The following is a 19,037-nucleotide window of genomic DNA, read 5'->3' on the forward strand; positions in this document are numbered from 1 at the left end:
AAGGCCTGCTGCCGTGACCCCACAACAGGGCTTCATCCTGACGCGACACTGGCGCGATACCGCCGAAGGTACGCTGATCGAGCTGTGGCTGGCGACCGACGCCGGCCCACGTCTCGTGCGCCTGCCCGCGCAGCCCTCGGTGGCGTTCCTGCCTGTGCAGCACCAGGAGCAGGCGCGGCGCTTGCTCAAGGAAGAAGCGGGCGTCGAGATCAAACCGTTGGCCCTGCGTGATTTCGACCAGCGCCCGGTGGCCGGGCTGTACTGTCGGCAGTACGGCCAGTTGCAGCGTGTGGAAACGGTGCTCAGGCAAGCCGGGATAGAGCTCTTCGAGGCCGACATTCGCCCCCATGAGCGCTACCTGATGGAGCGCTTCATCACGGCCGGTGTGGCCTTCGACGGTCAAGTGCAGGCCGATGGCCAATACCATGAGGCCAAGCTCAAACCGGCGCCGGGCTACCGTCCACAATTGCGCCTGGCATCCCTGGATATCGAGACCACAGCCCAGGGCGAGCTGTACTGCATCGGCATCGAGGGCTGCGGGCAGCGCGACGTGTTCATGCTGGGTCCGCCCAATGGCGATACCCGTCAGATGGATTTCGCTCTGCACTACCGGGACAGTCGAGTGGAACTGCTGCAGAGCCTCAATGCCTGGTTCGCCGAGCACGACCCGGACGCAATCATCGGCTGGAATGTCGTGCAGTTCGACCTGCGGGTCCTGCACGAGCACGCCAGGCGCCTCAACGTGCCGTTGCTGTTGGGCCGTGGGGGCGCCGAAATGACCTGGCGCGAGCATGGCAGCGGCAACGACCACTATTTCGCCGGTGCGCCCGGGCGGTTGATCATCGACGGCGTCGAGGCCTTGCGCTCGGCGACCTGGAATTTTCCCTCGTTCAGTCTGGAAAACGTTTCCCAGACCTTGCTGGGCGAAGGCAAGGACATTTCCACGCCGTACCAGCGCATGGACGAGATCAACCGCATGTTCGCCGAGGACAAGCCGGCCCTTGCACGTTACAACATCAAGGACTGCGCACTGGTCACACGGATTTTCGCCAAGACCGAGCTGCTCACGTTCCTGCTCGAGCGTGCCAGCGTCACCGGCCTGCCGGCAGACCGCAGCGGCGGTTCGATCGCGGCCTTCACCCATCTGTATCTGCCGGCGATGCACCGCCAGGGGTTCGTCGCGCCCAGCCTCGGCCGTCGTCCGCCCGAGGCCAGTCCCGGCGGCTTCGTCATGGAGTCGCGGCCGGGTCTATACGAGTCGGTGCTGGTGCTGGACTACAAGAGCCTGTATCCATCGATCATCCGCACCTTCCTGATCGACCCGGTGGGTCTGGCCGAAGGCCTGGCCAATCCCGACGACGAGCACTCGGTGCCCGGCTTTCGCGGCGCGCGCTTCTCACGCACCGTTCATTGCCTGCCCGCCATCGTCGCAAGTGTCTGGGAAGGGCGCGAAGCGGCCAAGGCGCAGGGCAACGCGCCGCTGTCGCAGGCGCTGAAGATCATCATGAATGCGTTCTACGGCGTACTGGGTTCCAGTGGCTGCCGCTTTTTCGATACGCGGCTGGCATCGTCGATCACCCTGCGTGGCCACGAGATCATGCGCCGTACGCGCGAGCTGATCGAGGCGCGCGGGTACCCGGTGATCTATGGCGATACCGACTCGACGTTCGTCTGGCTCAACGGCGCTCACGACGAGGCTGATGCCGCTCGTATCGGCAAGGAACTGGTGGTCGAGGTCAATCAGTGGTGGCGTGATCATCTGCGGCGCGAACATGGGCTCGTCAGTGCATTGGAATTGCAGTTCGAGAGCCACTTCCGGCGCTTTCTGATGCCGACCATTCGTGGCGCGGAAGAGGGCAGCAAGAAGCGCTACGCAGGTCTGGTCAGGCGCGCCGACGGCCAGGACGAGATGGTCTACAAGGGCCTGGAGAGCGTGCGCACCGATTGGTCGCCGCTGGCTCGCGAGTTCCAGCAATCGCTCTACTCGAAAATCTTCAGGCACCAGGGCTACCAGGCGTATGTGCGTGATTACGTCAAACGGACCCTGGAAGGTGAATTGGACGGCCTGTTGGTCTACCGCAAGCGGCTGCGCAGGCCGTTGCACGACTATGAGCGCAATGTTCCTCCTCACGTTCGAGCGGCGCGTATCGCCGATGAACACAACCGATCCACAGGGCGCCCGCTGCAGTATCAACGTGGCGGATGGATCAGCTATGTCATGACGGTGGCGGGGCCCGAACCTCTGGAAGCGCGACAGTCACCCATCGACTATGACCATTACCTGACTCGACAACTGCAGCCCATTGCCGATGCGATCCTGCCGTTCGTCAACGACGACTTCAACACGCTGATCGGCGGCCAGCTCGGCCTGTTTCAGTAAGCTCAAAGACTCTGGCTGATGAGCTCCAGGGCCAGTGCCATGGCCAGGCCTGCGGTCGCCCAACCCCGTAGGCTCAGCCCTTGCCGAGCCTTGTGGTGCCAGCGGTCATGCCCCAGCAGCGTGGCGGGCGCGAGCAACTGGCGCCATTGCAGTTCGGTGGCGTGAAAGGCAGCCAGGTGCGCGCCATCGCTGTCGAGCCAGCGACGGAAGTCGATGCGCTCGCTGGCCGTGGTGAGCGGATTTTGCAGTTTGACGTACCAGTGAATGGCCAGGCTCTGGCCCGGCAGAAGCGGTTTGCAGCAGACGCGCATCGCGCTCTGCATCCGCTGTTCGACGTCGCCCAGGGTCAGGTGCAGTCGCTGGGCGATGGCCGGGTAGTCCAGTTCGTCGAGACGGCTGTAGAGCAGCACCTGTTGCGTTCGGCGCGGCAGGCCACGCAACTGCCGATAGAGGCGTTGACGGTGCGGCTGGCCGTGAATGAGGTCCAACAGATCATGAGAGGGCGTGAGCAGTGGGGTCATGGAGACACCTCCTTTTGCGCGAATCCTGGTCATCTGTAGAGAGAAGGCGAGTTCGGACTTCCGTTTTCCGATGTTCTTTTGATATCATTCGCGCCATCTTTGCAGTGGCGCCTTCAAGTCGGTGATGTTCGAAACCGACGGCGTGCAACACTCTTCATTAGCCTGAAGAGCCAAAAAAAAGACCCGGCAAAAAGCCGGGTCAAAAACCGTGATTAGCCTGATGAGGAGATAATCTGAAGGTCCGACCTAAGGCCCTTCGGATTATCCAACCGATCTCTCGATCGGTTGAGCTCAATAATAATCGTTATCATTTGCATGTCAAATGATTTGTCTGCGTTTTCTTTCTTTTCTCCTTCCAGCCTTCATTCCAACGGCAGCTCGGTCGTGCGTTTGACTTCGCTCATCGCGATGTTCGAATAGGCTTCCTGCACGTGGGGCTTCTGCAGCAGGTGGTCACGCAGGAATCGCTCATAGCTGGCAATGTCCTTGGCCACCACCTTGAGCATGAAATCCATGCCTCCGGCCATGGTGTAGCACTCCAGCACCTGCGGGTAGCCGATGATGGCTTCCTCGAATTCGGTCAGGTGCCGTCGGCCGTGGCCCGACAGCTTGACGCTGACGAAGATGGTCATGCTCAGGCCGAGCTTTTTCGGGTTGAGCAGGGCGACCTTGCGCTCGATCAGCCCTTCCTCCTGCATGCGGTGGATGCGTCGCCAGCACGGCGATTGGGACAACTCCACGCGTTCGGCGACCTGCGCCGCCGAGAGGTCGGCGTCGTGTTGGAGCAGGCGCAGGATGCGCCGATCGATCGGGCTGAGGCTGTTCTGCATGAATGAGTCCGGTTCTTGTGATTATCGGGTCGACTTCATGCAGAGTATGGCCTGTTCATGAGGTTTTGCTCCAGCAAACCGCTACGAACTCAGTCCTGGATGTGACCGAACTTGCCGGCCTGATAATCGGCGAACGCCTGCTGGATCTCTTCGCGGGTGTTCATCACGAAGGGTCCGTAACTGGCCACTGGCTCGCCCAGCGGTTCGCCATGGCCGTACAGCAGAGTGGCGCAGGCCGTGGCCTCGACGGTTACGCTGTCGTGCGTGTCGCTGAGTTTGACCAGGTGATGGCACTGCAGCGCGGTGCCCGCGATGCTGGCTTGGCCGTCAACCACATACAGAAAGACGTTATGGCCCACCGGCGCTGGCAGCGAGAGTCGGGCGCCAGGTTGCAGGTGCACGGTCATCAAACACAAACCCGTCAACGAGTCGATCGGCCCGCGCTCAGAATGCTGTGTACTGGAAACATAATCCCCGGAAATCACGCGGACTTCGGCCAGAGGTTCAGTGATCGTGGGGATGTCGGCGCCTTGCAGGCCGACATAGGCCGGGGCAGTCATCTTCAGGCGTGCGGGTAGGTTTACCCACAACTGGAGAATCTCCAGCGGGCCGCCCTCGCGCTTGAACGACTGTGGCGAAAGCTCGGCATGGACCAGTCCGGAACCTGCGGTCATCCATTGCACGCCACCGGCCCCGATGATGCTCTCGTGGCCACCGCTGTCCAGATGCGACAGCTCGCCTTGCAGGATAAACGTGACGGTTTCGAAGCCGCGATGGGGATGGGGGCCGAACGGCAGACCTTGGTTGTTGCGTGGGTAGGTCTGCGGGCCGTGATGGTTGAGAAACAGGAAGGGATCGAGTTGCTCGATGCCAGGGCCCGGCAGCGGGCGACGGGTGATCAGGTCACCGATGTCGTCGGGCTGCGCGGGAAACTGCTGGAGAACAGTGCGGGTCATGGGGCCTCGGCGCGTGGGTAGACGATGCAATGCATGACTATGCCGCACAAGCCCGCTGCCTGAACAGCTCAGCGGCGATCAAGCCACACCGTCTGGGCGTTGCAGAACTCGCGCACACCGAAGTGTGAAAGCTCGCGTCCGAAGCCGCTCTTCTTGATGCCACCGAAGCCCACACGGGCATCCGACGCACCGTAGCCGTTGATGAAGATCGCACCGGTTTCCAGGCGCTCGGTGAAGTATTCGATCAGTTCGGCATCGGCCGTCCACACCGTCGCCGACAGCCCGAACTCACTGTCGTTGGCCAGTGCCAGCGCATGCTCCGCATCGCGCGCTTCGATGATGGACGCCACGGGGCCGAACAGTTCCTGATCGAAGGCGGTCATACCGGGCTGCACGTTGCCAAGCACCGTCGGTGCGTAGAAATTGCCAGCGCCGGCGAGCTTGTGCCCGCCCAGCAGCAGTTCGGCACCTTGCGCGATGGAGGCCTGGACCTGGCCATCCAGCTCGTCGCGCAGATCGTAACGCGCCATGGGGCCGATGTAGGTGTCGTCGAGCTGCGGATCGCCGACCTTCAGCGCACGGGTGGCGGCCAGGAAGCGCTCGGTGAAGGCCGGCAGAATGCTGGATTCGACGATCAGGCGCTTGGCCGCGGCGCAGACCTGACCGGTGTTCTGGAAGCGGCCGAGCAGGGCAGCCTTGACCGCTTCTTCCAGGTCGGCATCGGCAAGGACGATGAACGGGTCGCAACCGCCCAGTTCCAGTACGCATTTCTTCAGTGCTGCGCCCGCTTGAGCGGCGATGGCCGAGCCTGCGCCGACGCTGCCGGTCACCGTGACGGCTGCCACGCGCGGGTCGGCGATGGCCCGCGACACACCGGCCGGCTCCACGTTGAGTACACCGAACAGGCCTTGGGGCAGTCCCGCCTGATCGAACGCATCACGCAGCAGGGTGGCGCTGCCCATGACGTTCGGCGCGTGCTTGAGCAGATAGCCATTGCCCGCCAGCAGCACGGGAATCGCCCCGCGCAAGACCTGCCAGAGCGGGAAATTCCATGGCATCACCGCCAGCACCGGCCCCAGCGGGCGGTACTCGATGCGCGCTTTCTGCCCAGGCACTTGGGTGGCTTCGGCTGCAAGCATGGCCGGGCCGTGCTCAGCGTACCAATGGCACAGTCCGGCACACTTTTCGACCTCGGCGCGGGCCTGGGTGATGGGCTTGCCCATTTCCTGGGTGATCATCTGCGCCAGTGGTTCGCCCATCTGGCGCAGGACGTCGCCCATGCGTGCGATGACGGCGGAACGTTCACTCAGCGCAACGTAGCGCCACTGTTCGAAGGCGGCGAAGCTGCCGGCCAGGGTCTGTTCGAGTTGCGCCTCGCTGTCGAACGGGTAGCGTTGCAGCTCGGCGCCGGTGGCGGGGTTCATGGAGATGGCATGGGTCATGGCGTTCACCTGTCGAAGGAAGATGTCAGCCACGATACGGGGGTGGTTTAATCATGAAAACTGAATAATAATAACCAAAACCATCTCGTTTGGAGAATGTATGGACCTGACTCAGCTCGAGCTGTTTCGTGCGGTGGCCGAGGAGGGCAGCATCGCCGCTGCAGCGCAACGGGTGCATCGTGTGCCGTCGAACCTGACCACGCGGATCAAGCAACTGGAAAGCGAACTGGGGGTCGATCTGTTCATCCGCGAGAAACTGCGTCTGCGTCTGTCGCCCAACGGCTGGAGCTTTCTGGATTACACCCGGCGCATTCTTGATCTGGTCGAAGAAGCGCGCCAGGCGGTGTCCGGTACCGAGCCCCAGGGCTCCTTCGCACTGGGATCGCTGGAAAGTACGGCGGCGGTGCGCATTCCACCGTTGCTGGCGGCTTATCACCACCGCTATCCGAAGGTGGAACTGGATCTCTCCACCGGCCCTTCGGGCGACATGCTCGACAGCGTGTTGAGTGGGCGCCTGGCGGCGGCTTTCGTCGACGGACCGCTGCGTCATCCGCTGCTCGACGGACGGGTGGTGTTCGACGAAGAGATGGTCCTGGTCAGCGCGCGCAGCCATGCGCCGGTGTCACGACCTCAGGACGTGAATGGCGAAACCATTTATGCCTTTCGCGCCAACTGCTCCTACCGTCGCCATTTCGAGAACTGGTTCGTTGCCGACGGCGCCGCGCCGGGCAAGATTTTCGAGATGGAGTCCTATCACGGCATGCTCGCCTGCGTCAGCGCCGGAGCGGGATTGGCACTGATGCCACGCAGCATGCTGGAGAGCATGCCGGGCAGCAGCAACGTCAGCGTATGGACCTTGGCCGAGGATTTTCGCTGGCTGCACACCTGGCTGATCTGGCGCCGTGGCGCCGGCTCGCCGAACCTGGCGGCGATGCTCGAACTGCTCGATGAAAGTGCTCTGGCAACCGCGACCGGCTCCGGCACCCCGGCATCCACCGCAGCAATCGCATGATCCTATGCACCGGAAGGGACCTGCGACCGGGCTCAAGTGGCAAAATGTCGCAGCCAATCGTTGACGTTGCGGGCCACGGAAAATAGGCTACGCGCCGACTAAGGGTGAACATCCGCGGTGCCTGCGCTTCCTATAGAATGCACCGCATGTTTTTCGATGCCTGATGAGGGCACGCCAGCCGCAGGCGCCGCCGTGGCGCCCGGCCAGATTTGAAGGAGTACGCATGGCTGTCTACAACTACGACGTAGTGGTGCTGGGTTCCGGCCCCGCCGGAGAAGGGGCGGCGATGAACGCCGCCAAGGCCGGGCGCAAGGTGGCCATGGTCGACAGTCGGCGCCAGGTCGGCGGCAACTGCACCCACCTGGGTACGATTCCTTCCAAGGCGCTGCGCCACTCGGTCAAGCAGATCATCCAGTTCAACACCAACCCCATGTTCCGGGCCATCGGCGAGCCGCGCTGGTTCTCGTTCCCGGACGTACTCAAGAGCGCCGAGCGGGTGATCGCCAAGCAGGTGGCGTCGCGCACCAGCTACTACGCGCGCAACCGTGTCGACGTGTTCTTCGGCACCGGCAGTTTTTCCGACGAGCAGACGGTCGAAGTGATCTGCGCCAACGGCGCGCAGGAAAAACTCATCGCCAAGAGCGTCATCATTGCCACCGGCTCGCGCCCCTACCGGCCTGCCGACATCGATTTCAGCCATTCGCGCATCTACGACAGCGACACCGTACTGAGCATCACCCACACGCCGCGCAAGTTGATCATCTACGGCGCCGGAGTCATCGGTTGCGAATACGCATCGATCTTCAGTGGCCTGGGCGTGCTGGTCGAACTGATCGACAACCGCGAGCAATTGCTCAGTTTCCTCGATGCCGAGATTTCCCAGGGCTTGAGCTATCACTTCAGCAACAACAACGTGATGGTGCGGCACAACGAGGAATACGAGAAGGTCGAGGGCCTGGAAAACGGCGTGGTGTTGCACCTCAAGTCCGGCAAGAAGATCAAGGCCGATGCCTTGCTTTGGTGCAACGGCCGTACTGGCAACACCGACCGTCTGGGCCTCGAAAACATCGGCATCAAGGTCAACGGCCGCGGCCAGATCAGTGTCGACGAGGCGTATCGCACCTCGGTGCCGACGATCTACGGTGCGGGCGACGTGATCGGCTGGCCGAGTCTGGCCAGTGCCGCCCATGACCAGGGCCGTTCGGCGGCCGGCAGCGTGGTCGACAACGGCAGCTGGCGCTTCGTCAACGATGTGCCGACCGGGATCTACACCATTCCCGAGATCAGCTCGATCGGCAAGAACGAGCATGAGTTGACCCAGGCCAAGGTGCCCTACGAGGTGGGCAAGGCGTTCTTCAAGGGCATGGCTCGCGCGCAGATTTCCGGCGAGCCGGTGGGCATGCTGAAGATCCTGTTCCACCGCGAGACCCTGCAGGTACTGGGCGTGCATTGCTTCGGCGACCAGGCCTCGGAGATCGTGCACATCGGCCAGGCGATCATGAACCAGCCCGGTGAGCTCAATACCCTGAAGTACTTCGTCAACACCACCTTCAACTACCCGACCATGGCCGAAGCCTATCGAGTGGCCGCCTACGACGGTCTCAACCGGCTTTTTTGAGCGGCTCCGGCCGGTGGCCTGAGCCGGCCGGGGAGACCGATTTCAGCGATTCCCGAGGGTGGCGCTGGCCAAACCGGGAAAGTCTGTAATCAGGCTGTCCACGCCGAAGTCGGCGAGTCTGCGCATCAGCGCAGGCTCGTTGACCGTCCATACCGACACATGCAAACCCTGGCGCTGCGCCTTGAGCAGGCGCTCGGGGGTGCACAGCGTCCAATTCAGCGCGAGCATTTCGCAGCCATAGCTCTGCGCGACCTTGATCGGGTCGAGCCAGGCATATTCGGCCACCAGCCCGCGCGCCACGTCCGGGGTCAATTCCAGGGCCGCGCGCAGCACTTCCCGCGAGCTTGAGGTGATGGTGATGCGGTCCAGAAGGTTCATGCGCTGCGCCAGTTCGCGGATGGCCAGCACGGTGGTCGCCGCGCGGGTGCGCGAGGCGCTCTTGACCTCCAGCTGCCAGTGCTCGAACGGGCATGCCTGGAACAGCTCCTCCAGGCGTGGAATGGGGCAGGGCGACACCCAGCCCGGGCCGCCCTTGCGCGCGTCATAGGTGACCAGCGCCTGGGCATCGTGCTCGACGACCTTGCCGCCGCGCCCGGTGGTGCGCTTGAGGGTCGGGTCATGAATGACCATCAACTCGCCGTCTCGGGACAGATGCAGGTCCAGTTCGCATCGACGCACCCCGTGTTCGAGGCACTGCTTGAAACTGGCGAGGGTGTTTTCCGGGGCTTCGCCCTTGGCGCCGCGATGGCCGTAGATAAGCGTCACGTTCGCTCCTTGAATGAATGTGTGGGTCAATCGATTGCCGGGGCTTGCCGCTCGCGCGTCTGGCGGCGTTGCAGTTGCTGTCTGTGCAGGATGTAGCGGGCCAGCAATTGACGCTGGGCATCGCTGATGTCGATGAACTGGGTCCCGATCTCGAACTGGTCATCACCCACGGCAGTGCAACTGGTGACGCTTGCCTTGAGCGACAGGCCGAGCGCCTGGGGCATCAGCGCGATCCGCAGGGTCAGGCGCGTGCGCTCGGTCATCGGCTGCTGCTGGAAGAACGCCAGGCCACCTTCGGACAGCACCACTGGACGAGGTTCGCCGATACGCTCCAGCAGGGTCTGCGCGACCAGTTGGCCGAGCAGGTCGATGCGCCGGTTCTGCGCCTTGAGCACAGCCTCCACGGCGCGGTTGGTTTCGCTCAGCTGGCGCAGCAGGTGCTGGGTTTCGAACTCGGCCAGGTGCATTTCACCGAGCAGGTCGAATAGCGGCGACGCATCCTGCAACATGTCTTCACCTGCCGTCTCGACCTCCGGGAGTATGGTGATTTCCAGTGCGATGCGGTCATCGATGCGATAGTATTCGCGGCGATCTTCTTCATCTGATGTCGTCATGACGAACCCGGGGTAGAGGCGATGGTCCGAGTGTAAAGCTGCTCGTCACGCCCTGCCAGCAGGACGTCTCCTCTTTCACCCGAACAAGCCCCGACATGTTCAGACCTCTTTTCGTTTTCATTGGCGCGCGCTACACCCGTGCCAAGCGACGCAATCATTTCGTGTCGTTCATCTCCCTCACCTCGATGATCGGTCTCGCCCTGGGCGTGGTCGTGATGATCGTCGTGCTGTCGGTCATGAACGGCTTCGATCACGAGATGCGTACCCGCGTGCTGGGCATGGTCCCCCACGCTACCGTCGAATCCGGCCAACCCATCGGCGACTGGCCAGCCCTGGCCGCGCAGGTCCGGCAGAACCCGCAGGTGGCGGCGGTCGCGCCGTTCACTCAGATGCAGGGTTTGCTGACCCATGACGGGCAGGTCCAGAAGATTCTGCTCAATGGCATCGATCCTGCCCAGGAGCACAACGTCTCGATCATCGACGCCTTCGTCAAGCAGGGCAGGGTCGATGACCTCAGGCCCGGCGAATTCGGCCTGATGATCGGCGACAAGGCTGCGACCAAGCTGGGCGTCGGAGTCGGCGACAAGGTGACCTTCGTGGCACCGGAAGTCACCGTCACTCCGGCCGGCATGTTCCCGCGCATGAAGCGCTTCACCGTGACCGGTATCTTCCACGTCGGCGCCGGCGAGCTGGACGGCTACCTGGGCCTGGCCAACCTCGAAGACCTGGGCAAGCTGCACCGCTGGAAAGCCGGTGAGGTGCAAGGCTTGCGTCTGAAGTTCGAGGACCTGTTCCAGGCGCCGCGCGTGTCCTGGCAGATCGCCCAGCAACTGGGCGACCAGACCTACTATGCCCGTGACTGGACCCGCACCCACGGCAATCTCTATCAGGCCATCGGCATGGAAAAAGCCATGATCGGCCTGCTGTTGCTGCTGATCGTCGCCGTGGCCGCGTTCAACATCATTTCCACACTGGTGATGGTGGTCAACGACAAGAAGGGCGACATCGCCATTCTGCGTACCCTGGGCTCGACGCCGGGGCAGATCATGCGCATCTTCATGGTCCAGGGCACGGTGATCGGCGTGGTCGGCACCTTGATCGGCGCCGCAGTCGGCATTCTTGCGGCCTTGAACGTGAGCGCCGCCATTGCCTTGCTGGAAAAGGCCATCGGCCACAAGTTTCTCAACGCCGATGTCTACTTCATCGATTACCTGCCGTCGCAACTCATGGCCAACGATGTGTTCATGGTCTGCGGCGCGGCGTTGGTCCTGAGTTTCCTCGCCACCCTGTATCCGGCCTGGCGCGCTGCGCGTACCCAGCCGGCGGAGGCGTTACGTTATGAGTGAGTCGGGCATGAGTGAACAAGCAGTATTGAGTTGTCGCAACCTGGGCAAGTCCTACGAGGAAGGCCCGGAATCCGTGGTGGTGCTGGACAACCTGCAACTGGAGCTGCACGCCGGTGAGCGAGTGGCCATCGTCGGCAGTTCCGGCTCGGGCAAGAGCACCTTGCTCAACATGCTCGGCGGGCTCGATACGCCCAGCCGCGGCAGTGTCTGGCTGGCCGGGGAAGAGCTCTCGGCGTTGAACGAGCGGGCCCGTGGCCTGCTGCGCAACCGCGCTCTGGGGTTCGTCTACCAGTTCCACCATCTGTTGCCCGAATTCACCGCGCTGGAAAACGTCTGCATGCCGCTGCTGATCGGCAAGACTGCGATCCCCGAGGCCAGGCAGCGTGCTACCGCATTGCTGGAGCGTGTCGGTCTGGGCCATCGGTTGCAGCACAAGCCTGCCGAGCTGTCGGGCGGCGAACGTCAGCGCGTGGCGATTGCCCGTGCCCTGGTGAACACGCCTGGCCTGGTCATGCTCGACGAGCCCACCGGCAACCTCGACCACCACACGGCGCAAGGCATTCAGGACCTGATGCTCGAACTCAGCGTGTCGCTGCGCACCGCGTTTCTGGTGGTCACCCACGATCTGAACCTGGCACGACAGATGGACCGCGTGCTGCGCCTGGAAGATGGCCGTCTGGTGCCGATCTAGCTTCTTTTTTCTAACGGGTTACCTCTGCATGTTCAGACCCTTGTCAATCTTCGTCGGCTTGCGCTACACCCGCGCCAAGCGTCGCAAGAACTTCATTTCGTTCATCTCCATGACGTCGATGATCGGCCTCGCCCTGGGCGTGCTCGCGATGATCGTGGTGCTGTCGGTGATGAACGGCTTCCAGCGCGAAATGAGCTCACGCATTCTGGGCATGGTGCCCCATGCCATGATCCAGGGCGTGAAACCGCTGGACGACTGGCGGCCGGTGGCTGCCGCAGCCATGAAAAACCCCGAGGTCCTGGCGGCCGTGCCGTTCACCGAACTCGACGGCATGCTGTCGTACAAGGGCATGATGCAGCCGATCCAGATCAGCGGTGTCGATCCGGCTCGCGAAGGCGAAGTGTCGATCGTCGCCGATCACATCGTTCAGGGGCGTCTGGACGACCTCAAGCCCGGTGAGTTTGGCGTTGTCATCGGCGAGATCACGGCCAGGCGCTTCCGCTTGAACGTGGGCGACAAGATCACCCTCATCGTGCCGGAAGTCAGCACCGCGCCCGGCGGCATCACCCCGCGCATGCAGCGCCTCAACGTGGTGGGGGTGTTCAAGGTCGGCGCCGAACTGGACGGCTCCATGGGCCTGATCAACGCGGCGGATGCGGCCGAGATGCAGCGCTGGCAGCCGGGTCAGGTGCAGAGCGTGCGGCTCAAGCTGAAAGACCTGTACACGGCCCCTGAAGTCAGCGCCGCCATCGTCATGGGCCTGGGCACGGGCTACAAGGCCGACGACTGGACTCACACCCAGGGCAGCCTGTTCAGCGCCATGAAGATGGAAAAAACCATGATCGGCCTGCTGTTGCTGATGATCGTCGCGGTGGCGGCGTTCAACATCATTGCCACCTTGATCATGGTAGTGAACGACAAGGGCGCGGATATCGCCATCCTGCGCACCATCGGCGCCACGCCGCGGCAGATCATGGGCATCTTCATGGTCCAGGGCACGGTGATCGGCGTGGCCGGTACGGTGATCGGGGGCGTGCTGGGCGTGATCGCCGCGATCAACGTCAGCACCATCGTCGGCTGGCTGGAGCGCGTCACTGGGCAGCACATCTTCACCTCGGACGTGTACTTCATCAGCAACCTGCCATCGGAGCTGCAGGCAGGCGATGTCATGCTGATCTGCGGGGCTGGGCTGGTGCTGAGCTTTCTCGCGACCGTCTATCCTGCCTATCGGGCCTCGCAGATCGAGCCTGCGCACGCCTTGCGTTACGAATGAGCCATGGCAACGGTGGCGCGGTCCTGTAACCGCGCCACCGTTGCCATGCAGGGCGGCGGCAAATTCGCTAGACTGATGCCGTTCATTCAGTCAGGTTTATGTCATGCACCCCGCAGCCGAACATTCCCCGCTGGGCAAGTCCAGCGAGTACGTTTCCACCTACACCCCCTCCTTGCTGTTTCCCATTCCTCGCGCCGCAAAATGGGCCGAACTGGGCCTGAGCGCCGACACGCTGCCCTATACGGGTGTGGATGTATGGAACTGCTTCGAGCTTTCTTGGCTGCTGCCTTCGGGCAAACCGGTGGTGGCCATCGGCGAGTTCAGCATTCCGGCAGATTCGCCGAACATCATCGAATCCAAGTCGTTCAAGCTGTACCTGAACTCGTTGAACCAGACGCCGTTCGCCTCGGTGGACGCGCTTGAGAAGGTGCTGGTGCAGGACCTGTCCGGCGCAGCCGGCAAGCCGGTGGGCGTCAAGGTGCGGCGGTTGGAGGAGGTGGAGGCCGAAGGCGTGGTCAGCCTGCCGGGGGTGTGCATCGATGATCTGGATATCACGGTCAGCAGCTACGATCACCCGCAGCCGGAACTGCTGCGTTGCGATCCGGCCAGGATTGTCGAGGAGTCCCTGCACAGCCATCTGCTGCGGTCCAACTGCCCGGTCACCAGTCAACCGGACTGGGGCAGTGTGTGTATTACCTACACCGGCGCTGCGCTGGACCCTGCCAGCGTGCTGGCCTACCTGGTCAGCTTTCGCCAGCATTCGGATTTCCACGAGCAGTGCGTGGAGCGGATCTTCACTGATCTGCAGCACCTGCTGCAGCCGCAGAAGCTGACCGTGTTCGCCCGCTATGTGCGGCGCGGCGGCCTGGACATCAACCCCTACCGCAGCACTGAAGCACTGGATTTCGCCAACGGCCGACTCGTGCGTCAGTAACGAGGGGATTCGACAGCCGCTGGGAACGGCGGCTGCAGGGGTGACGTTCTCAGATGCCGATGTTGCCGAGGGTCTGGACGATGTTGCGCAACGCGCCGGCCACGCCTGGGTGATCGACTTCGAAGCGCTCCACGGCCAGGTTCACGTTGTCGGCGACCGAGTTGTCGGCGGTGGCGTTTTCCAGTTCCATGCGCGCCTTGATCTGTTCCATCAAGGCGCGCATGTCTTCGCGCTCCTCGAGCGACAGCGTCTGGTTCTTGTCCAGTTGCTCGCGCAGTTCATCGAGCTGTTCTTGCAATTCGCGGGCTGGCATGACGTTCTCCTTGAGTGATAGGCACTTACATGGACCGCACCCGGTGCGCAAAGGTCCGTATCGACCCTGTCTGATTCGCGGTTGGCAGGGTTGCGAACCCGTCCGCGAGTGAACTTGAGGGCAAGCCGGAAGTCTGGCATGGGTACGTTCAGAACCTGGCATCCACCCACGATCGCAAGTGCACTGCCTAATCGGGTCTGGACGCCTTATACTGGCTCACAAATTTTTGGACGGTCGCCTGCGACCGAATCGTATCTCAAGGAGTAACCTGTATGCGTCTGACCGGTTCAGCTGTGATAGACCGAGTGGCTGGAGCCTGTCTGCTCCTTGGACTTGCCGTGGCCCCCGTGGTCGCCCAGGCTGCGGAAGAAGATCCATGGGAGCCGGTCAACCGTGCGATCTTCCGGGTCAACGACACCCTGGACACCTATGCACTCAAGCCTCTGGCTCAGGGCTACCAGTGGATCACCCCGCAGTTTCTGGAAGACGGCATCCATAACGTGTTCAGCAACATCGGCGATGTCGGCAACCTGGCCAACAACGTCATGCAGCTCAAGCCTGCGGCGGCCGGTACCGATACGGCGCGCTTGATCTTCAACACCACCTTCGGCCTGTTCGGCTTCTTCGACGTGGGCACCAAGATGGGCCTGCAGCGCAGCGACGAAGATTTCGGCCAGACCCTGGGCTACTGGGGTGTGAGCAGCGGACCTTACGTGGTTCTGCCCCTGCTGGGCCCGAGCACCGTTCGCGATGCGTTCGCCAAGTACCCCGACACCTACACCTCGCCGTACCGCTACATCGACCATGTACCGACCCGCAACACGACACTGGGCGTGAACGTGGTCGATACCCGCGCCAGCCTGCTGTCGGCGGAAAAGCTCATCAACGGCGACAAGTACATCTTCCTGCGCAATGCCTATCTGCAGAACCGCGAGTTCCGGGTCAAAGACGGCCAGGTGGAAGACGATTTTTAATTGTAACCAGGCATGAAAAAGGCGACCCGAGGGTCGCCTTTTTCATGCCCTGCATTCACTCCATGCTGAGGGTATGCAGGCCTATGGTCTGCGCGCCTTCGTGCCCCGAATCTTCCACACGTATCACTTCGGCCTGAACGTTCAGGTCGCTGAGGGTAGGGTGGTTCGAGGGCAGATGGACGCTGACCTGGTCCCCGACCCGCAACTGGGTGCGGGCTTCCAGCTGCATACCGGTGCTCGAAAGATCCTTGCATACGGCGGGAACTACAACGTCGCCAACCCGAAGGTCGACCTGGGCATCCACGGTCATGCGGATGAAATCACGTTTCTCACTGTAGTCACGATCATTGACGCTCATGGCTTGTCCTTCGATCTGGTTGCTATTATTGACGTTTTTATAACCAAGGGTAATTTGCCGGGCAAGTGGCTCTGGCCCGTGTCGCAACACCCTTGAAACGCTTGCCGGATGGGAGTACCGTCTGCGCCTTACAAGGCACCTCTGCATCCGCATGCGCAGGGCACCCAGCGCTTGTATTCGCCTCTGCGAGAGGCTAGAAGTAAAGGTAGGCGATCCATTGCTGTCTTCGCCAGGTTTTACTTTGCTGACCTACTTACGACAACCAATTTCTGGCGCCGTTTGCCCACATGCAGAAAACCAGTGCAACGCTGCTGATCATCGATGACGACGATGTGGTGCGCGCAAGCCTTGCGGCCTACCTCGAAGACAGCAGCTTCAGCGTGCTGCAGGCGAACAATGGCCTGCAGGGCCTTCAGGTATTCGAGCAACAGCAGCCCGATCTGGTCATCTGCGATCTGCGCATGCCGCAGGTCGGTGGCCTGGACCTGATTCGCCAGGTGACCGAGCTGTCGCCCGATATCCCCGTCATTGTGTTGTCCGGTGCCGGTGTGATGAACGACGCCGTCGAAGCGCTGCGTCTGGGCGCTGCGGACTACCTGATCAAACCCCTGGAAGACCTCGCCGTTCTGGAGCATTCGGTTCGGCGCGCACTGGATCGCTCCCGGTTGTTGCTGGAGAACCGGCGCTATCGCGAGAAGCTGGAAACGGCCAACCGTGAACTGGAGGCCAGCCTGCACCTGTTGCAGGAGGACCAGACCGCAGGCCGCCAGGTGCAGATGAACATGCTGCCGCAGAACCCCTGGAGCACCGACGGGTTCAGTTTCGAGCACCAGATCATCCCGTCGTTGTACCTGTCGGGGGATTTTGTCGATTACTTCAGGGTCGACGAGCATCGCGTGGCGTTCTACCTCGCCGATGTCTCCGGCCATGGCGCTTCATCGGCATTCGTCACGGTGCTGTTGAAATTCATGACCACGCGCCTCATGTTCGAATCACGGCGCGGTGGTTCGATGCCCGAGTTCAAACCATCGGACGTGTTGGGCCATATCAATCGTGGTCTGATTAACACTCGCCTGGGCAAGCATGTCACCATGGTCGGCGGCGTGATCGACGAGCACACCGGGTTGCTGACCTACAGCATAGGCGGGCATCTGCCGCTTCCCGTGTTGTACACCCCTGAACGGACGCGTTATCTGGAAGGGCGTGGTCTGCCGGTGGGTCTGTTCAACGAAGCCACCTACACCGATCACGTCATGGCGTTGCCGGAGCAGTTCAGCCTTACCCTGTTTTCCGATGGGATACTGGACCTGTTGCCGGGTGAGACGCTGAAGGAAAAAGAAGCTGCATTGCCTGAAATCGTCAGCGCAGCGGGCGGCAGCCTGGATGGCTTGCGGCAAACGTTTGGACTGGCCACACTTGGGGAGATGCCGGATGATATCGCCCTGATGGTGCTGAGCAGGAACCTTGCATGAGTACTGGTAGAATCCAGTTTGCGGAACAAAGCGGCACGTTCGTGTTGAAATTCGTGGGAGAGGTGCGCCTGACGCTTTGCTCGGCGCTGGATGCGACGATCGAGCGGATCTTCACGGCCCTGGATTTTTCCGCCATCGTCATCGACCTGACCGAAACCCGCAGCATCGACAGTACTACGTTGGGCTTGCTGGCCAAGCTGTCGATCATGTCCCGTCAAAAAGTGGGATTGCTGCCGACCGTGGTGACGACCCACGAGGACATCACGCGCCTGTTGCAGTCCATGGGATTCGATCAGGTATTCAACATCGTCGGCCGTCCGATCCCGTGTCCCGACTGCCTTACTGATCTGCCTTCGCAGGACCTTTCCGAAGATGTCGTAAGGTCCAAGGTGCTGGAGGCGCACAAGATTCTCATGGGCCTGAACGAGTCCAACCGTGAAGCCTTCCACGACCTGGTCAACGCCCTAGAGCGCAGCTGAGACTTTCAGGCAGTTCTTCCGGCCACAAAAAAGGCGACCTTGCGGTCGCCTTTTTCATGTGTCGCCGTGCTGAATCAGGACACTTTTGCAGTGAGCAGGGTTTCCAGCTTCTCCTGGTCACGCGCAAACTGACGAATGCCTTCGGCCAGTTTTTCGGTGGCCATCGCGTCTTCGTTCGATGCCCAACGGAACTGAGCCTCGGTCAGGATCTGCTTCGGCTCGCTGGCATTGCCAGGCTTGAGCTTGCGCTCCAGAGTGCCTTCATCTTCCGCCAGCTTGTGCAGCAGCTCCGGGCTGATGGTCAGGCGATCGCAACCGGCCAGTTGTTCGATCTGGTTGATGTTGCGGAAGCTCGCGCCCATGACCACGGTGTCGTAGCCGTTGGCCTTGTAGTAGTTGTAGATGCGGGTTACCGACTGCACGCCTGGATCTTCGGCACCGGTGTATTCCTGGCCGGTGGACTTCTTGTACCAGTCGTAGATGCGACCCACGAACGGCGAAATCAGGAACACGCCGGCATCGGCACAGGCCTGCGCCTGGGCGAAGGAGAACAGCAGGGTCAGGTTGCACTGGATGCCGGCTTTTTCCAGCTTCTCGGCGGCGCGGATGCCTTCCCAGGTGGAGGCCAGCTTGATCAGGACGCGCTCACGACCCACGCCGGCCTTTTCGTACAGGTCGATGATCTGGCTGGCCTTGGCCAGCAGAGCCTGTTCGTCAAAGGACAGGCGTGCATCCACTTCGGTGGAAATACGGCCCGGGATGGCTTTGAGAATGCCGGTGCCCACGGCGACCGCGAAGGTGTCCGAGGCCAGGCCGACGTCACCGTTGCTGTCGCTGATGGTCTTTTGCAACAGGTCCTTGTAACCGTCCAGGGAAGCTGCCTTGAGCAGCAGCGACGGGTTGGTGGTGGCGTCGACCGGCTTGAGTTTGGAGATGGCATCGAAGTCGCCGGTGTCGGCGACAACGGTGGTCATTTGCTTGAGTTGTTCCAGCTTGGAAGTCATGTGCGTGCTCTGTCCTTTGCGAATGGATGACGTTACCCGAGCGCTGCGTCTGGCT

At 62.0% G+C, this 19,037-nt stretch carries 19 protein-coding genes; 10 read left to right on the forward strand and 9 right to left on the reverse strand.

Annotated elements, in window-relative coordinates:
* Positions 1 to 13: 13 nt before the first annotated feature.
* Complete coding sequence (locus ABMD26_RS20545) at positions 14 to 2,380, forward strand: DNA polymerase II (protein ID WP_354311465.1); 2,367 nt, start codon at positions 14 to 16, stop codon at positions 2,378 to 2,380.
* 2 nt (positions 2,381 to 2,382) lie between these two features.
* Here the strand turns inward: ABMD26_RS20545 and ABMD26_RS20550 are convergent, their stop codons facing one another.
* The 4 genes from ABMD26_RS20550 to ABMD26_RS20565 form a co-directional block, all read right to left on the reverse strand.
* Positions 2,383 to 2,901 (reverse strand): sigma factor-like helix-turn-helix DNA-binding protein, encoded by a 519-nt coding sequence (locus ABMD26_RS20550; protein WP_090358876.1) that lies wholly within the window; start codon positions 2,899 to 2,901, stop codon positions 2,383 to 2,385.
* Positions 2,902 to 3,263: 362 nt separating this feature from the next.
* Positions 3,264 to 3,731, reverse strand: coding sequence for an Lrp/AsnC family transcriptional regulator (locus ABMD26_RS20555; protein WP_049859960.1), 468 nt, complete (start codon positions 3,729 to 3,731; stop codon positions 3,264 to 3,266).
* 89 nt (positions 3,732 to 3,820) lie between these two features.
* Entirely contained in the window at positions 3,821 to 4,687 is an 867-nt protein-coding gene (locus ABMD26_RS20560; RefSeq protein ID WP_354311468.1) for a pirin family protein, read from the reverse strand.
* A 68-nt stretch (positions 4,688 to 4,755) separates the two neighbouring features.
* Positions 4,756 to 6,129, reverse strand: coding sequence for an aldehyde dehydrogenase family protein (locus tag ABMD26_RS20565; RefSeq protein ID WP_354311470.1), 1,374 nt, complete (start codon positions 6,127 to 6,129; stop codon positions 4,756 to 4,758).
* 100 nt (positions 6,130 to 6,229) lie between these two features.
* Between ABMD26_RS20565 and ptrR the strand changes: the two genes are divergently transcribed.
* Positions 6,230 to 7,141, forward strand: coding sequence for a putrescine utilization regulator PtrR (gene ptrR, locus ABMD26_RS20570; RefSeq protein WP_090358869.1), 912 nt, complete (start codon positions 6,230 to 6,232; stop codon positions 7,139 to 7,141).
* 223 nt (positions 7,142 to 7,364) lie between these two features.
* Positions 7,365 to 8,759, forward strand: coding sequence for a Si-specific NAD(P)(+) transhydrogenase (gene sthA / locus ABMD26_RS20575; protein WP_049859964.1), 1,395 nt, complete (start codon positions 7,365 to 7,367; stop codon positions 8,757 to 8,759).
* A 42-nt stretch (positions 8,760 to 8,801) separates the two neighbouring features.
* Here sthA and ABMD26_RS20580 read toward each other — a convergent pair whose 3' ends face one another.
* Entirely contained in the window at positions 8,802 to 9,524 is a 723-nt protein-coding gene (locus tag ABMD26_RS20580; RefSeq protein ID WP_049859965.1) for a glycerophosphodiester phosphodiesterase, read from the reverse strand.
* Positions 9,525 to 9,550: 26 nt separating this feature from the next.
* Positions 9,551 to 10,138 (reverse strand): PilZ domain-containing protein, encoded by a 588-nt coding sequence (locus ABMD26_RS20585; protein WP_354311474.1) that lies wholly within the window; start codon positions 10,136 to 10,138, stop codon positions 9,551 to 9,553.
* 95 nt (positions 10,139 to 10,233) lie between these two features.
* Here ABMD26_RS20585 and ABMD26_RS20590 point away from each other — a divergent pair, with 95 nt between their 5' ends.
* The 4 genes from ABMD26_RS20590 to queF all read left to right on the forward strand — a co-directional run bounded on the left by ABMD26_RS20590 (position 10,234) and on the right by queF (position 14,382).
* A complete protein-coding gene (locus ABMD26_RS20590; RefSeq protein WP_049859967.1) occupies positions 10,234 to 11,484 on the forward strand; it encodes a lipoprotein-releasing ABC transporter permease subunit in 1,251 nt (416 codons plus the stop codon).
* Positions 11,485 to 11,491: 7 nt separating this feature from the next.
* Positions 11,492 to 12,175, forward strand: coding sequence for a lipoprotein-releasing ABC transporter ATP-binding protein LolD (lolD, locus tag ABMD26_RS20595; RefSeq protein ID WP_192000503.1), 684 nt, complete (start codon positions 11,492 to 11,494; stop codon positions 12,173 to 12,175).
* Between the two features lie 28 nt (positions 12,176 to 12,203).
* The gene (locus ABMD26_RS20600) at positions 12,204 to 13,448 is read left to right on the forward strand and encodes a lipoprotein-releasing ABC transporter permease subunit (protein WP_354311477.1); all 1,245 of its coding nucleotides are present in this window, start codon (positions 12,204 to 12,206) and stop codon (positions 13,446 to 13,448) included.
* Positions 13,449 to 13,551: 103 nt separating this feature from the next.
* Positions 13,552 to 14,382 carry an NADPH-dependent 7-cyano-7-deazaguanine reductase QueF gene (gene queF / locus ABMD26_RS20605; RefSeq protein WP_320521659.1) on the forward strand — a complete coding sequence of 277 codons (831 nt, stop codon included), beginning with the start codon at positions 13,552 to 13,554 and terminating at the stop codon, positions 14,380 to 14,382.
* A 49-nt stretch (positions 14,383 to 14,431) separates the two neighbouring features.
* Here queF and ABMD26_RS20610 read toward each other — a convergent pair whose 3' ends face one another.
* Complete coding sequence (locus tag ABMD26_RS20610; protein WP_049859971.1) at positions 14,432 to 14,695, reverse strand: DUF4404 family protein; 264 nt, start codon at positions 14,693 to 14,695, stop codon at positions 14,432 to 14,434.
* Between the two features lie 272 nt (positions 14,696 to 14,967).
* Between ABMD26_RS20610 and ABMD26_RS20615 the strand changes: the two genes are divergently transcribed.
* On the forward strand, positions 14,968 to 15,669 hold the full coding sequence (locus ABMD26_RS20615) for an MlaA family lipoprotein (RefSeq protein ID WP_354311480.1): 702 nt from the start codon (positions 14,968 to 14,970) through the stop codon (positions 15,667 to 15,669).
* Between the two features lie 55 nt (positions 15,670 to 15,724).
* Here ABMD26_RS20615 and ABMD26_RS20620 read toward each other — a convergent pair whose 3' ends face one another.
* Complete coding sequence (locus tag ABMD26_RS20620; protein ID WP_122743347.1) at positions 15,725 to 16,027, reverse strand: PilZ domain-containing protein; 303 nt, start codon at positions 16,025 to 16,027, stop codon at positions 15,725 to 15,727.
* A 287-nt stretch (positions 16,028 to 16,314) separates the two neighbouring features.
* Between ABMD26_RS20620 and rssB the strand changes: the two genes are divergently transcribed.
* Both rssB and rssC read left to right on the forward strand, forming a co-directional pair.
* Positions 16,315 to 17,499, forward strand: a complete 1,185-nt coding sequence (gene rssB, locus ABMD26_RS20625) for a two-component system response regulator RssB (RefSeq protein ID WP_049859974.1) — start codon at positions 16,315 to 16,317, stop codon at positions 17,497 to 17,499.
* A complete protein-coding gene (rssC, locus tag ABMD26_RS20630) occupies positions 17,496 to 17,978 on the forward strand; it encodes an anti-sigma factor antagonist RssC (RefSeq protein WP_043190372.1) in 483 nt (160 codons plus the stop codon). The genes rssB and rssC overlap by 4 nt, the downstream gene beginning before the upstream one ends.
* A gap of 74 nt (positions 17,979 to 18,052) precedes the next feature.
* Here the strand turns inward: rssC and tal are convergent, their stop codons facing one another.
* Positions 18,053 to 18,982: a transaldolase gene (gene tal, locus ABMD26_RS20635; RefSeq protein ID WP_049859975.1), complete on the reverse strand. Its 930-nt coding sequence runs from the start codon at positions 18,980 to 18,982 to the stop codon at positions 18,053 to 18,055.
* Between the last annotated feature and the right edge of the window lie 55 nt (positions 18,983 to 19,037).

Origin of the sequence: Pseudomonas sp. PvP001, from assembly GCF_040546375.1 — a bacterium.
Lineage (GTDB): Bacteria > Pseudomonadota > Gammaproteobacteria > Pseudomonadales > Pseudomonadaceae > Aquipseudomonas > Aquipseudomonas coleopterorum.